The sequence below is a fragment of the Streptomyces sp. NPDC033131 genome (genome assembly GCF_055578365.1).
Genome location: NZ_JBVIPA010000041.1, coordinates 1 through 14,572 on the forward strand (window position 1 = coordinate 1; position 14,572 = coordinate 14,572).

A 14,572-nucleotide genomic window follows, 5' to 3' on the forward strand; every position below is an offset into this window, starting at 1 on the left:
CCGACTCCGAAGCATGCCCGTCCTTGTCGATCACCCTCCGAATATAACCGCCCTCCCCCACCCACTCGGCCCGACCAGCACAACATGGGCGGACACGTCACGATGATCGACCGAGGGCGCTCGCTCTGCAATATCCGGACTCGGCCCAGCCGCATGCGCCCCGCAGGCAGCCCGGTGCGCTCTGCCGTGTCTCCACACCGACCCGGCCCGTCTCTCCCACTGCCGGCGCACGGCGACAGGTAGAGGCCGTCGCTTTACCAAGATCCACGACGGAGTACGACCGGAGCATCGCTGCCGCCCGGAAGGCGCACCGTGACGTCCAGACGACTGCCGGGCGGTGATACGGAGCCGAGGTCGTCAGGCGCAGCGCGATCAGGGCGATGCGCTGCACCGCTTCGTCGCGGGCCCGGGCGCATGCCGCAGCCGGGCTCGCCCATTCGAAGGACGCCGCCATGAGCGGCTGGGGATCCCGCTCCCGGCGCGGTTCCTCGACCTCCTCCATCCCAAGCCGGTAGCCGCCTCCCGGCCGGCCTCGGTGAGGCTGTTCGGCGTTTCCTCGCCGACCGGCTGCGGGCATGAGCTCCTCTGGGCGGCACCGGCGGCCACCTGCCTGGCGCTGCCACCGATGTCCGCAGCGCACTCCCCCGAGCTCTTCGAGCAACACGCGTGATGGCCCGCTGCTCCGCATCGGGCCATCACGCGTTCGGCAGCCAGGGGGCGAGCGCGGCATCGACCGAGCTGATCACCATGTCCTTGTCGAGACGTACGCCGAGCATGAACCGCTGGAACAGCAGGGGGCCGACGATCCGGGAGACCACTTCTCTGGCGTGTCCCTCGACGCCGGGACGGAATTCGCCGCGCTCGACAGCGGCGGCGAGCGCGCCCGCGAAGTGCTCGTCGGCGTGGCCGAACATCTCTTCACGGATGCGCCGTACGTCCTCGTCCCGCTCGGCCCGTTCGACGACGGTGGCGATGACCGACACGGCGACGGGTTGATTCAGCCACTCGGCCATTTGCTCCAGCTGGCTCACCAACTGGTGGCGGATCGGGCCTTCGCCGAAGGCGAGCAGAGGACGGACGTCGTTGGCGAGTGCGTCGAAGAGGAGGGCCTGCTGGTCGGGCCAGTGCCGGTAGACGGTGGCGCGACCGACTCCGGCCCGCTCGGCGACAGCGGTGTGAGTGACACGTTCGGGCCCTCCTTCGACGAGAAGTTCGGTGGCGGCGGCCAGCGCTGCGGCGCGGCTGCGGCGGGCGCGGGGATCGTCGTTGGCACGCGGCATCTGGCACCTTTCCCGGGACTTCTATGAGACATGTTGACTCACAAGCTCTCTTCGATACATACTGTCTCACAGATGAGGGAGACCTCGCCAATCCAGGCACCACCGCCCGTGGGCCGGGGATGCCTGCCGCCCCTAGGAGAGAGCTCATGTCCGTGAACGAGAACGCCGTCGCCCTCCGCTTCGCCGACCGCGCCGCCGCATATCAGGCGCTCAGCGAACTGAAGCACCTCAGCCCCGCCACGACCGAGGTGCGTGCCGCCGTCCTGGTGGAGCGCCTCGTGGACGGCGCGGTGCGCGTACCCGAGGGCATGGACGGCGAGGAGGGGCGGAACACGGCGGTCGGCGGGCTGGTCGGCTCGCTCGTCGGCATCCTCGGCGGGCCCCTCGGCGTGCTGATGGGCTGGGGTGTCGGCGCGCTGATCGGGGGAGGCCACGACTACAAGCGGGCCGAACGGGCCACCACCGCCGTCGGCGTCTTCGCCCAGCAGGTCCCGCTGGGCAGCACGGCCATCCTGGCCGAGGTCGGGGAGTCCGACACCCAGGCCCTGGACCAGTTGGCCATGCGCTACGACGCCGTCCTCGAACGCCGCCCGGCCGACTCCCTCCGCGCCGAACTCAAGGCCATGGAAGAGGCCGCTGACCGGAGCAGGAAGGAGGAGGCAAAGCAGCAGCGTGACCGCGAGCGCGCCGAGAAGAAGGCGAAGAAGGGCGGCGCGACACCGCCTCGGGAGGCCACCGCATAACCGGGACGGGCGCCGCAGACGCGGGGCAGCTCCCCCCTGCCCCGCATGGTGACGGCGGGCCCACTCCGGCCCGCCCTCACCGCTTTCACCCGGGGGCCTGTCCAACAGTTGACCGTCCCGGATCGTGTGGCTGACGCCTGCGGCTCACTGCCCGGTCGGCGCCGGTACCTCAGCGTTGTCCGGCCCTGTCTCACCGGGCTGGGCGGCCGGCGTCGTCGTGGGGTCGTTGTCGTCGCCGTCGGCGAGCTTCTTCTCCGGGAGGAGGAAGGCGAGCACGAGGCCGAGAAGGAATACGGGGAGCAGGTAGCGGAAGACCGGTGTCAGGGCGTGCTGGTAAGCCAGGATCACCGCGTCCTGGATCTCGGCCGGGAGAGAATGGACCAGGGCCGGGGTGATCGAGTGGGGGTCGCCCACGGTACTGGCGGCGTCGGCCGGGAGGCGGTCGCCGAGCTGGTCCGTGAGGCGGTGGGCGAACACTGAGCCGACGACCGCGGTGCCGAGGGTCGAGCCGATCTCACGGAAGAAGTTGTTGGCGGAGGTCGCGGTGCCCACGTCGGAGGCGGGGAAGTCGTTCTGCACGGCCAGGACCAGGGGCTGCATCGTCCCGCCGAGACCGGCGCCCAGCAGGAAGACGTAGACGCAGACCAGGACGAGTGAGGTCTCGGTGTCCAGGGTGGACATCAGCAGCGCGGCGATGCACACCAAGACCGTGCCGACGATGGGGAAGATCTTGTAGCGGCCGGTGTTGCTCATCACCCGTCCGGACGGGAGGGCGGTGGCCATCATGCCGACGACCATGGGGATGAGCAGCAGCCCGGACTCGGTGGCGCTGAGGCCGTACACCATCTGCAAGTACGTGGGCAGGTAGCCGATGATGGCGAACATGCCGATACCGACGACCAGCAGTCCGATCAGGGTGGCGATGTTGAAGATCCGGCTGCGGAACAGCCACAGCGGGATGATCGGCTCCGCGGAACGGCTCTGGGAGAGGAAGAACAGCACCCAGGCCAGCAGGCCGCCGACGGACATGGCGATGATCAGCGGGTCGGACCAGGCGTACTCCGTGCCGCCCCAGGTGGCAACCAGGACCGTGCAGGTCACCGCGGCCGCCATGAGGGCGAAGGCGACGTAGTCGAAGGCGACCTCGACGGCTCTGCGCGGCAGGCGCAGGGCGAACGCGCCGACGGCGAGGGCCAGGGCGCCGACCGGCAGATTGATCCAGAAGCACCAGCGCCAGCCGATACTGTCGGTGAACCAGCCTCCGAGCAGCGGTCCGGCGACGGCGGAGAGGCCGAAGACGGCACCGATCGGGGCCATGTATCTCGCGCGCTGTCGCGGCGGTACGAGGTCGGCGATGACCGCCTGCGAGGTGATCATCAGTCCGCCACCGCCCAGACCCTGTACGGCCCGGCCGATGATCAGCCAGGTCATGTCCTGTGCCGCGCCCGCGACCACGGAGCCCGCGAGGAAGACGCCGATACCTCCGAGGAACAGCACCTTGTGGCCGAGCAGGTCGCCGAGGCGGCCGTAGACGGGCATGGCGATGGTGGCCGCGAGGATGTACGCGGTCGTCACCCACGCCATGTGGTTCACGCCGTGCAGCTCGCCGACGATGGTCGGCAGCGCGGTGCTGACGATCGTCTGGTCCAGGGACGAGAGCAGCATCGCGGCCATGAGGGCGGCGAATATGAGGCCGAAGTGGCGAGGCGAGCCGGAGGAGTTGTGTTCCTGCGGCTCCACGGCCGGGGTCAAATCGCTCACGGGGAGCTCCTTGAGTGAATGAGTGAGGGCGAGGGAGCACGTGACGGCCCGGGTGTGCGCGTGGTCATCCGGGCCGTCACGGGGTCAGCAGGGCGTGCTGGGGTTCCACGAAGCGTTCGACGTGGGGAACCGGGGAGTACTCGTGACAGAGGACTCCTGGCTCCCCCGGCGCTCCATGCCGGTGCGCACGGCGATCGGGGAGAACGCGGCGATCAGGGTCTCCGACCGCCGCCCGAGCCGCTGTTGAGGGCCCATCGCCGGCCTGGGTGGCTACGCGGGTGACGCGGAAGTCTCAGGCATGCGCGCGTGGCGCCGCCAGGCCGGTGGTGGGGGTAGTGGTGGTCAGCGAGAGCGCAGTCCGTCGAGGAGGAGCGTGCAGAGGGCCTCCAAGGCGGCGTCGGCCCCTGGGGCTTCCCACTGGGCGGCGTGGACGGGGTGGTGGTAACCGATGGTGGCTTCGAAGACGGTCCGCGCCGTCGCGGCAGGGTCGGCCGAGGGGAAGTCCCCGCTGGCGACTCCGTCGGCGATGATGACGCGCAGTTGCTCAATCAGGTCGGCAATGTGGTCGGCGACCGCGCCACTGTGCTCGGCCTCCAGAACCCGGTAGGTGGCGAAGAGTTGCGGGTCCTCGGACGTCACCGCTCGCTTGGAGGCGAACAGCGCGGTGAGCCAGATGCGCAGCCGCTCGGGCGCTGCGAAACGGGTGTCGGCCGCGACCGTCGCGAGGTTGCCGTGCGCGCGGCTGATCCAGCGCCGGGTGACGGCTTCGCGCAGTGCTGCCTTGGACGGGAAGTGCTTGTAGACGCTGGCGTGGCTGACGCCCAGAGCGCGCGCCACGTCCAGCACCGTGGCCTTCTCCGGCCCGTAGCGGCGCAGCACGTCCTCGGTGGCGGCCAGGACGGTCTCGGCGTCCAGCGCCGTGCCCGAACGCATTCAGCGCTCTCCGTTCCTGTTGCCCGGCGTTCCGCGATCCCCGGCGACCGCGGAGATCGGTACTGCCTTCTCGATCGCTGCCAGCTCCTCCTTGGTCAGGACCAACCCGGCCGCCGGCAGCGCCTCGGCCAGCTGTTGACGCGTGCGTGACCCGACAATGGCGACGATGTCACCCAGCTCGCGGCCCTTGGCGAGCACCCAGGCAATGGCCAACTGCGCCGCCGTGGCTCCACGGGCTTCGGCGATCTCGTGCAGTGCCTGGACCAGTTCGAGGTTGCTCTCGACGTTGCCGTCCTGGAAGCGCGGCAGCAACGCCCGAAGGTCCGTCGGTGAGGGGGCCTGCCGCGTCCAGTTTCCGCTCAGCAGCCCGTAGGAGAGCACCCCGTAGGCCGTTACGGCGATGCCCAGCTCCCGGCAGGTGTCCAGGACACCGCCCTCGATGCCGCGGCTGAACAGGGAGTACTCGACCTGCAGATCGGCGATCGGGTGAACCGCGTGAGCCCGCCGGATCGTCTCCGAACCGACTTCCGACAGTCCGATCGCACGCACGTGCCCGGCATGCACCATCTCGGCGATGGCTCCGATCGTGTCCTCGATCGGCACCGTCGGATCGAGGCGGCCCGGGCGATAGATGTCGACGTGGTCGGTGCCGAGCCGCTGCAGCGAGTAGGCCAGATAGTTCTTCACGGCCTGCGGGCGCCCGTCCATGCCGCCGAAGTTCCCATCAGGATCCGTCATCGCGCCGAACTTCACGCTCAGAACGGCCTTTTCCCGGCCCTCGGCGGACAACGCCCGGCGGATCAAGTCCTCATTGTGGCCTGTTCCGTAGAAGTCACCGGTGTCCAGCAGGGTGACTCCCGCGTCGAGCGCGGCACGGATCGTCGCAATGCCCTCCGCTTCATCTGCCGCAGCGGTGCTGTTCGACATCCTCATACAACCCAGGCCGAACGCCGAGACACGCGGACCACCGGCCCCGAGCTGCCGTGTTTCCATGACTCCTACCTCCCGGTGAACGAACACCTGACTGTGCTCATAGCCGACTGTGTAACTGAGCAGCCGTGCCAACGACCGGCGCTCCGACGCCTCCGCCTCGGTGCGACGCCGGAGCGTCCACAACACCGGCCACCAGCTCCAACCGCGCACCAGCAGGCGCCCGGCGGCGTCACCGTGAGCAGGAGAGCGCACCGCCCGCCCCGCTTCGCGCAGTCGGCGGCGAGTTCGTCCACGTCGAGGGCATCGAGCAGGGGCATGCCCCTCCTGGGCGGAGCGACCCCGCGCAACGGCGATGAGGAGACGAAGTCCGACGCCGACGCGTCGCCGATGTCACCGGCGCATGGCGCTCCGCGGTCGCGTCGAGGTCCCGCACCAGGGACCACATGCAGGCGTCCCTGGTGACGAGGTCGAGTACTCCGCTGCTCGTCCTCGTCCCGCCAGTTGTTCGACAGGGCCTTCGGGCCACCCGTGGCGACTCCCGGGACTCGTGCGTCCATAGCGTGGACCGTACAACATTGGGGTTACAGATTTCAAATGTTGTAACCCCTAACCCCACGCCGTTTGGCCGAGGTCGGGCGGGTAGCGTTCGACGAGGTGATCGGCCTGCCGACGCCGCCTTCCGGGACAACCCGGCCTCCGCAGAGGCGATCGACTCCTCACATTCGCCTGGTCCGCAGGCGGCGGTCGGCAAGGCAACGCACCGTGCGCACTGTGCGCACCGACCGTGGCGTCTCCGCCATCCGGCCAAGGCGGCGGCTTCGTCGGACTCAGTGGCCCCGGGCGATCCACTCCTCGAGGTGCGGGGCTTCGGCGCCGATGGTGGTCGACTCGCCGTGGCCGGTGCGGACCACCGTTTCCGGCGGCAGCACCAGCAGCCGGTCACGGATGGAACGGACGATCGTCGGGAAGCAGGAGTACGACCGCCCGGTGGCGCCCGGGCCGCCGGCGAACAGGGTGTCGCCGGTGAAGACGGTACCCAGTGACGGAGCGTGCAGACTGATCGCGCCGGGCGTGTGTCCGGGGCTGTGCAGCACGGTCAGTTCGAGGTCGGCCACACGGATTCGGCGCATGTCGGAGAGGTAGCCGTCAGGGTTCCGGTCCGGGTGGGTGTGCTTCCACAGCAGGCGGTCGTCGAGATGGATCAGGATCGGCGCACCGGTCGCGTCGGCCAGAGCGGGAGCGGCGTCGATGTGGTCGTCGTGGCCATGGGTGCACACGATGGCCCGCAGCCGCCGGCCGCCGACGGCGGCGCCGATGGCGTCGGCGTCGTGAGCGGCGTCGATGACGATCACCTCTTCGTCGTCGCCCACGATCCACACGTTGTTGTCGACGTCCCAGGTGCCGCCGTCCAGGCTGAAGGTGCCGGACGTGACCAGGTGTCCGATGCGGGCGGCCGTCACAACACGACCACCGAGCGGAGCACGTCGCCCTTGTGCATCCGGGCGAAGGCATCCTCGACCCCGTCCAGGGCGATCGTCTCGCTGACGAACGCGTCGAGATCCAGACGGCCCTGGAGATACAGATCGATCAGCAACGGGAAGTCCCGCGAGGGCAGACAGTCGCCGTACCAGGAGGACTTCAGCGCCCCGCCGCGGCCGAAGACGTCCAGCAGCGGCAGTTCGAGTTTCATCTCGGGCGTGGGGACGCCGACGAGGACGACCGTGCCGGCCAGGTCACGGGCGTAGAAGGCCTGCCGGTACGTCTCCGGGCGGCCGACCGCCTCGATGACCACATCCGCGCCGAAGCCGCCGGTCAGTTCGCGTACGGCCGCCACCGGGTCCATGTCCCGCGAGTTGATGGTGTGTGTGGCGCCCAAGGATGTGGCAGTGGCGAGCTTGCGGTCGTCGATGTCCACCGCGATGATCTTCGACGCACCCGCCAGCCGGGAGCCCATGACTGCCGCGTCGCCGACGCCTCCGCAGCCGATGACGGCCACGGAGTCACCGCGGGTGACCGCACCGGTGTTGATCGCCGCGCCAATGCCCGCCATCACGCCACAGCCCAGCAGGCCTGCCGCGGCCGGCGACGCGGCCGGGTCGACCTTGGTGCACTGCCCGGCCGCGACCAGGGTCTTCTCGGCGAAGGCGCCGATACCCAGGGCCGGAGACAGCTCGGTGCCGTCGGCGAGGGTCATCTTCTGCCGGGCGTTGTGGGTGTCGAAGCAGTACCAGGGCCGCCCGCGCAGACAGGCCCGGCACTGGCCGCACACGGCGCGCCAGTTGAGGATCACGAAGTCGCCCGGCTGCACGTCGGGCACGCCTTCACCGATCGACTCGACGATCCCGGCAGCCTCGTGGCCGAGCAGGAACGGGAACTCGTCGTTGATGCCGCCCTCACGGTAGTGGAGATCGGTGTGGCAGACCCCGCACGACTGGATCCGTACCACCACCTCCCCCGGCCCCGGGTCGGGGATCACGATCGTCTCGATGCCGACCGGCTCGCCCTTGGCCCTCGCGACGACGCCTCGTACCTGCTGGGACATTGCTGCTTCCCTCCTGCTCAAACGGGCTGGACGCGCAGGGGCAGGGACGCCCATGAGCGCAGGGTGTTGTTGGGGTGGCGGCGCGGGGTTCCTGTCAGCTCGAACCGCTCGACGCGTCGGGCCAGCGCGGTCAGCAGCGCTTCGGCCTCCAGGCGGGCCACGTGCTGGCCGATGCACTGGTGGATGCCCATGCCGAAGCCGACGTGGCCGGAGGGGTCCCTGGTGGGGTCGAAGCGGTCGGGGTCGCTCCAGCGGGCCGGGTCGCGGTTGGCCGCGCCGAGGAACATGAGGATCTTCGTGTCCGCGGGGATGACCGTGCCGGCGATGGCGACGTCGGTGGTGGCGGTGCGGAAGAAGGTCTGCACCGGGGACTGCCAGCGGACCGCCTCGTCGAACGCGGCGCGCGCCAACTCCGGCCGCTCCCGCAGCCGTTGCCACTCCTCGGGGTGGGTGGCGAAGGCGTACAGGCAGGCCGCCAGGCCGTGCACGGTGGTGTCGACGCCGGCCGAGAGCAGGGAGCGCACCATCAACGGCGCCTGCTCGTCTGTCAGATCTCCACGGTCGACAGCCGCCCAGATGGCAGCCCCGAAGCTGCCCTCGCTCAACGCCTCGCGTTGGCATTGGGCGTTGACCCATGCCGACAGTTCGGACAGCCGGGGGGCGTCCGCCTTGACGAGGTCGTTGCGAGGACCGAAGGCGTTGAAGACCATGTTGCCGTACGGCAGGAGGTTCTCCCGGCCGTCCGGCCCGAGGCCCACCGCGTCAGGGAAGGCCCGCAGCGGGAACGCCTCCGCCAGTGCTGTGAAGCCGTCGAACTCGGCTCCTTGGGCGAGGACTTGCTCGACGAGTTCCTCTGCCACGTCGTTCCAGGTCCCGTGCAGGCGGCGCAGGGCGGGCGGGGCGAGGATCTCCCGCAGCACCCGGCGCGGGGCGTCGTGGCGGGGCGGGTCGGCCTCCAGCAGCAGGCTCGGCGGGCGCCACGGCTCCTCGTGCCGGAAGTTGGCCAGGCCCACGCCCGAACCCGACTCGAAGTGCTGCCAGTCCACCAGCGCGGCATGCACCTGCTCGTAGCGGGCCAGCGCGTACGCGTCATGACGGGAGAGGTACACGACCGGACCGGCCTCGCGCAGCGCCTCGTGCAGCGGTTCGGGGTCCAGCAGAACCTCGGGGGCGAACGGGTCGACGTCACTTACGGGCGGCACGACGGCACGCTCCAGTGCCTCGGTCATCACGGCTCCTTCGAGAAGGTCTCAGCGATCAGAGGTCGGTCTCAGAGATCGAGGACGAGGCGGTCGCCGCAGGAGCGCGACACGCACAGGAACATGCAGTCGTTCGCCGCCCGTTCGTGGTCGGCCAGCACCGAGTCCCGGTGGTCCGGCCGCCCGTCCAGCACTGGCGTCAGACATGTGCCGCAGGTGCCCTGCTCGCAGGAGGAGAGCACGCCCACGCCGGCCCGGCGCACCGCCTCCAGCACGGACACGTCCGGGGCGACGGTGACCGTGCGTCCGGTGCGCCGCAGTTCCACCTCGAAGGGCGCCTTGCGGACCGGCGGGGTCTGCGCGGCGGCGGTGAAGCGCTCGGTGCGCAGGGCGTACGGGGGCCAGGACGCGCATGCCGCTTCGACGGCGGCGAGCAGCGGGGCGGGGCCGCAGCAGTACACCTTCGTCTCGGGTCGCGGTGTGCCCAGCCAGGCCGCCAGGTCCAGCAGCCCGAGTTCGTCCTGCGGGACGACGTGCACCCGCTCGCCGTAGGCCTCCGTCAGCTCCTCGCCGAAGGCCATCGACGACCGCGTACGCCCTCCGTACAGCAACTGCCATTCCGCACCGAGCAGTTCGGCCTGCCGCACCATGGGCAGCAGCGGCGTGATGCCGATGCCGCCCGCGATGAAGAGGTACTTCTCCGACGGCACGAGGGGGAAGTGATTGCGCGGGCCGCCGACCCCGACGAGGTCCCCCGGGCTCAACCGGTCGTGCACGTAGGCGGACCCTCCCCGGCCCGCGGGCTCCCGCAGCACGGCGATCCTGTACGTGTGCGCGTCCCATCGGTCGCCGCACAGGGAGTACTGCCGCGTCGTTCCCTCCGGCAGCACCAGGTCGATGTGGGACCCCGGCGTCCAGTCCGGCAACCGGGCACCGCCCGGGTGGGTGAGGGTGAGTGACACGACGCCCTCGGCGATGTCCTCCTTGGCGGAGACGGTCAGAGTCGCCGCGTTCCTCGGCGTCGACCGTCCCGGACCGGCGCCGGATCCGGCATCCGCAACCACACTGGTTCCGACCACGTTGTCGCCTCCCGTCGTTGGGTTGCACGCAGGATGCGCGGCGACGACGGACGGCCGCGACGGCATTCTCAATCAGTGAGAGACATACCTCCGTCGGCTGTCATACGGCCGTTGCCCTGCCGCCACCTGAGTCACCGGGCGCTCGGCCCCGCCTCGGAGCATCCGGTGCCCCCAGCGCACGGGACACGCCGCGTGCCGCCGTCCGCACCACGGGCACGACCGAGGAGGCCCCCGACTCGTTGGGGACGATCACCGCCAGCGCGGCCACCACCTCACCGCTCGCGTCACGCACCGGTGCCGCCACGCCCATGGCGTCCGGATGCACGTATCCCGGGCAGTACGCGTATCCCTGCTGCCGCACATCGGCCAGAACGGCCCGCAGCCGCGCGGCGGTGGCGGGGGTATTCGGGGTGTACCGGTGCAGGCGTCCGTCGAGCACCCGTCGGCGCAGGTCAGCAGGCCCATGGGCGAGGAGGACCAGGCCGATGGAGGAGGCGTGCAGCGGCAGGCGACCCGCGACGCGGGTGTAGTTGACGACCGCGCCCGGTGCCGTCAGCCGCTCCAGGAACAGCGCCTCATCACCGTCCAGCACACCGAGCTGCACGTGGTGGCCGACGACGTCGTGGACGCCCTCCATGAACGGCATGGCCGCATTGCGCAGCGACAGGGAGGGCGAGGCACGTGTGGCCAGCTCCCACAGACGCATGCCGCTCCGCACCCGGCGGTCGTCGTCCCGGGTAAGGAACCCGAACGACACCAGCTCGGCCACCAGACGCGAAACAGTCGCCACGTGCAACCCCGTACGCCGGGAGATCTCCGAGACGGTCAGGGCGGGCTCCTCCGGCGTGAACACCTCGAAGATCCGCACAGCCCTCGCCAGAACCGACTCGCCGTGTTGTGTCCTCACCTGGCCATCACCGGACTCCTTCCAGACAGGTCAAGCCCGATGGTTTATTGGGTGAACGGGGCGGCATCTGTACCTCACACCCAACCCGCCCGCATAGTGGTCCACAGCCTGATCGTGGGCACCCCTCGAACAGCTTCACAGAACGGCGGCACAGCCGAACCGCACCCTCGGCGCGGTCATCGTCGCAGCAGCGCTGGGCCCATCACAACAGAGTGAGCGGCAGACCCCGCTGGGCCTCCACGCGCAACGCGTCCTGCGCGTGCTGTGCATCGGGCCGCCGGCATGTCGGCCGGCAGCCAGGGCGGGAGGCGACACGGTGCTCAGCGCGCTGCCGTCGCCAGGTCCTCGATGTCGCCCACCAGGTCGGCCGGGGAGGGGAGCGCGGCGATCTCGTCACGCATGGCAAGGGCGGCCTTGCGCAGGGAGTCGTCGTTCAGGAGGGTGTCGAGCAGGTCGGCGTCCACCACCTGGGGCTCGGCGCGCAGGGCGAAGCCCTGCGCAACGGCAGCCGCGGCATTGGTGAAGTGGTCGGCACCACTCGGCAGGAACAGCTGCGGGATGCCGACGGCCGCCGCCGCCATCATGGTGCCCGCTCCGCCGTGGTGGACCACGGCGTCGCAGCCGGCCAGCAGCTGGGCGAGCGGCACCCAGTCCGACAACGGCCTTATGTTGGGCGGCAGTTCGCCCAACGGCGCGAGGTCGGCGCCGCCGAGGGCGAGCAGGAAGTCGGCGTCCACCGTGGCCGCCTGCTCGATCAGCCGGTCGACGTACCGCGCGCCTGCCGTCCGCGACAGCGCCGTGCCGAGCGTGACCACGACCCGCTGCCGTCCGCCGCGCGCGACCAGGTCCGCCGGCACCGGGCCGCCGCCGTTGAACGGCACGTACCTGACCCGCCAGCCCGTGCCGTCGCCGCCGAGCGAGGCGGGGACCACGTCGAGCACGGTGCGCTCGGGCGGCCCGGTCACCCCGCGGGCCCGGTACTCGTCGGCCAACTCGGCGGCCATCCCTTCGACGTAGGGCAGCCCCGCGGTCACACCGAAGTTGTGGACCACTGTGGGGATGCCCAGCGCGGCAGCGACGAGTGGCGCCGTACCTTGCATCGTGGCGTGCACGATCACGTCCGGCCGCCACGTCTCGCCCAGGCCGATCAGGTCACCCAGGGCGGACCGGCTGTGCTCGGTAAAGCCGATCACGGCAAGGCGGTTGATCTCCTCCTGCGTGAGCTCCTTCGGCCCGTTCGTGCTGAAGCGAGCGAAGATCTCGGCCGTGGTGGTTCCGTCGCCCACCTCGACCAGGGGAAACCCGGTCGGCCTCAGCACGGTGACCGGGGCCTGCCCGGCGAACAGGACGTCGTGACCGGCCGACCGCAGGGCCTGGGCGGTCGGGACCATGGGGAAGACATGCGCGGCCGAGCCCGGGGCGCTGAACAGGATTCGCATTTCGTGTACTCCTCGTGGGGGGGGAAGGGTGACGGTGTCCTCTCACGGGCCGGGCGGGTGAAGGCGGTGAGGGCGGGCCGGGGTGGGCCCGCCCTCACCGAGCGGGGCCGAGGGGAGTTGCCCCGCATCCATTGGCCCGCCCCGGTTACGCGGTGGCCGCCGGCTTGTGCGTCGAGGCTCCGTGCCGCGCCTTCTTCTCGGCGCGCTCGCGGTCACGCTGCTGCTTTGCCTCCTCCTTCCTGCTCCGGTCAGCGGCCTCTTCCATGGCCTTGAGTTCGGCGCGGAGGGAGTCGGCCGGGCGGCGTTCGAGGACGGCGTCGTAGCGCATGGCCAACTGGTCCAGGGCCTGGGTGTCGGACTCCCCGACCTCGGCCAGGATGGCCGTGCCGCCCAGCGGGACCTGCTGGGCGAAGACGCCGACGGCGGTGGTGGCCCGTTCGGCCCGCTTGTAGTCGTGGCCTCCCCCGATCAGCGCGCCGACACCCCAGCCCATCAGCACGCCGAGGGGCCCGCCGAGGATGCCGACGAGCGAGCCGACCAGCCCGCCGACCGCTGTGTTCCGCCCCTCCTCGCCGTCCATGCCCTCGGGTACGCGCACCGCGCCGTCCTCGAGGCGCTCCACCAGGACGGCGGCACGCACCTCGGTCGTGGCGGGGCTGAAGTACTTCAGTTCGCTGAGCGCCTGATATGCGGCGGCGCGGTCGGCGAAGCGGAGGGCGACGGCGTTCTCGTTCACGGACATGAGCTCTCCTTGGGGCGACAGAGCCGCAACGGGCCCGTATATGACGGTGGACGGCAGCGGAGCCCGCCTGCACGGGACCTCCGCTTGCGCCTGTGAGACAGTATGTATCAGAAATGATTGTGAGTCAATACGTCTCATAGATCGCCCACGCATTCCTGTCGGCGGGCAACGGAGCGCCGGTCCCTGGCGGGGAAGTCTTCATCCTTGAGAGGTGCCTTCCCCTGGGCGCCCACTGGCGCAGGTGTGCGCCCGAGCGCTTCGCTCCTCCCTCATCCGAGCTTGTTCAAAGCGCGCTTTCGTTGCTGTGACCCTGGATCGGTTCGAGCCCCCAAGCGGCCGCTCGGGCGGCTGCTGCGGCGCGATTGGGAAGGTCCAGTTTGGCGAAGATGTGCTCGATGTGCGTGGCGACCGTGCGCACCCCGATCGACAGCTTGCCGGCGATCTCGCGGTTCGTGCGGCCGCGGGTCAGTTCGGCCATGACCTGGAGTTCGCTTGCTACGGGCGCCGCGCGGGCGCGTGCCGTGACAGTAGGGCGGCGCCCCCGTATGCCACATCGGCAGAACGACCGATGGGCGACGACGGACTGCCAAGTCGTCACGGTCTTGCCGCCACGCTGGTGGCCCCGCGCCCTTCCACCGGTCCGCGCACGCCGTGATTCCCATGCCGCGCCCCCAGGGCGAGGCGCCTGCAGCCGGTGCGATTCCGGTCAGCGGCTGTCGTTCCGAACGCGGTGAACAGGCGGAAGACACTTCGCGGCGGTCGCGGAGGGCGGGCCGGCCTTCGGCGCTGGGCGCCACTTTCACGCAGCGTCGGAAACGGCGCCGCCCGGGACCGGCCGGCGCAGACCGCCCCGACACGTCGAGAACCGGCTTGCCGTGGCTGCGACGGGCCCTCAGGTCCCCGTGCGCCCGGCGAGCTTCCGCGAGCAGGTGAGTACCGCCGATCCGGGGCTTGATCCGCCCGCCGGCCGCCATGGCGAACAGTGCGTCCAACGGTTACGTGGGAGTACTTTCC

The 14,572-nt window shown here is 70.4% G+C and carries 13 protein-coding genes; 1 reads left to right on the plus strand and 12 read right to left on the minus strand.

Going from position 1 to position 14,572, the window contains the following annotated elements; genetic code table 11:
* Nucleotides 1-695 precede the first annotated feature (695 nt).
* Nucleotides 696-1,280: a TetR/AcrR family transcriptional regulator gene (locus ACZ5XS_RS36540; RefSeq protein ID WP_468658754.1), complete on the minus strand. Its 585-nt coding sequence runs from the start codon at nucleotides 1,278-1,280 to the stop codon at nucleotides 696-698.
* 146 nt (nucleotides 1,281-1,426) lie between these two features.
* Between ACZ5XS_RS36540 and ACZ5XS_RS36545 the strand changes: the two genes are divergently transcribed.
* A complete protein-coding gene (locus tag ACZ5XS_RS36545) occupies nucleotides 1,427-2,023 on the plus strand; it encodes a hypothetical protein (protein WP_468658756.1) in 597 nt (198 codons plus the stop codon).
* 144 nt (nucleotides 2,024-2,167) lie between these two features.
* Here the strand turns inward: ACZ5XS_RS36545 and ACZ5XS_RS36550 are convergent, their stop codons facing one another.
* The 11 genes from ACZ5XS_RS36550 to ACZ5XS_RS36600 form a co-directional block, all read right to left on the minus strand.
* Nucleotides 2,168-3,784, minus strand: coding sequence for an MDR family MFS transporter (locus ACZ5XS_RS36550; RefSeq protein ID WP_468658758.1), 1,617 nt, complete (start codon nucleotides 3,782-3,784; stop codon nucleotides 2,168-2,170).
* A 342-nt stretch (nucleotides 3,785-4,126) separates the two neighbouring features.
* The gene (locus ACZ5XS_RS36555) at nucleotides 4,127-4,717 is read right to left on the minus strand and encodes a TetR/AcrR family transcriptional regulator (protein ID WP_468658759.1); all 591 of its coding nucleotides are present in this window, start codon (nucleotides 4,715-4,717) and stop codon (nucleotides 4,127-4,129) included.
* A complete protein-coding gene (locus ACZ5XS_RS36560; RefSeq protein ID WP_468658761.1) occupies nucleotides 4,718-5,710 on the minus strand; it encodes an aldo/keto reductase in 993 nt (330 codons plus the stop codon).
* 767 nt (nucleotides 5,711-6,477) lie between these two features.
* A complete protein-coding gene (locus tag ACZ5XS_RS36565) occupies nucleotides 6,478-7,110 on the minus strand; it encodes an MBL fold metallo-hydrolase (protein WP_468658763.1) in 633 nt (210 codons plus the stop codon).
* A complete protein-coding gene (locus ACZ5XS_RS36570; RefSeq protein WP_468658765.1) occupies nucleotides 7,107-8,192 on the minus strand; it encodes an S-(hydroxymethyl)mycothiol dehydrogenase in 1,086 nt (361 codons plus the stop codon). Before ACZ5XS_RS36570 ends, ACZ5XS_RS36565 begins: the two co-directional genes overlap by 4 nt.
* 17 nt (nucleotides 8,193-8,209) lie before the next feature.
* On the minus strand, nucleotides 8,210-9,421 hold the full coding sequence (locus ACZ5XS_RS36575; protein ID WP_468658767.1) for a cytochrome P450: 1,212 nt from the start codon (nucleotides 9,419-9,421) through the stop codon (nucleotides 8,210-8,212).
* A 41-nt stretch (nucleotides 9,422-9,462) separates the two neighbouring features.
* Nucleotides 9,463-10,470: a PDR/VanB family oxidoreductase gene (locus ACZ5XS_RS36580; RefSeq protein ID WP_468658769.1), complete on the minus strand. Its 1,008-nt coding sequence runs from the start codon at nucleotides 10,468-10,470 to the stop codon at nucleotides 9,463-9,465.
* Nucleotides 10,471-10,570: 100 nt separating this feature from the next.
* A complete protein-coding gene (locus tag ACZ5XS_RS36585) occupies nucleotides 10,571-11,377 on the minus strand; it encodes an IclR family transcriptional regulator (protein ID WP_468658771.1) in 807 nt (268 codons plus the stop codon).
* A 320-nt stretch (nucleotides 11,378-11,697) separates the two neighbouring features.
* Nucleotides 11,698-12,816 carry a glycosyltransferase gene (locus ACZ5XS_RS36590; RefSeq protein ID WP_468658773.1) on the minus strand — a complete coding sequence of 373 codons (1,119 nt, stop codon included), beginning with the start codon at nucleotides 12,814-12,816 and terminating at the stop codon, nucleotides 11,698-11,700.
* 145 nt (nucleotides 12,817-12,961) lie between these two features.
* Nucleotides 12,962-13,558 (minus strand): hypothetical protein, encoded by a 597-nt coding sequence (locus ACZ5XS_RS36595; RefSeq protein ID WP_468658775.1) that lies wholly within the window; start codon nucleotides 13,556-13,558, stop codon nucleotides 12,962-12,964.
* Nucleotides 13,559-13,841: 283 nt separating this feature from the next.
* The gene (locus tag ACZ5XS_RS36600) at nucleotides 13,842-14,036 is read right to left on the minus strand and encodes a LuxR C-terminal-related transcriptional regulator (protein WP_468658776.1); all 195 of its coding nucleotides are present in this window, start codon (nucleotides 14,034-14,036) and stop codon (nucleotides 13,842-13,844) included.
* Nucleotides 14,037-14,572 lie beyond the last annotated feature (536 nt).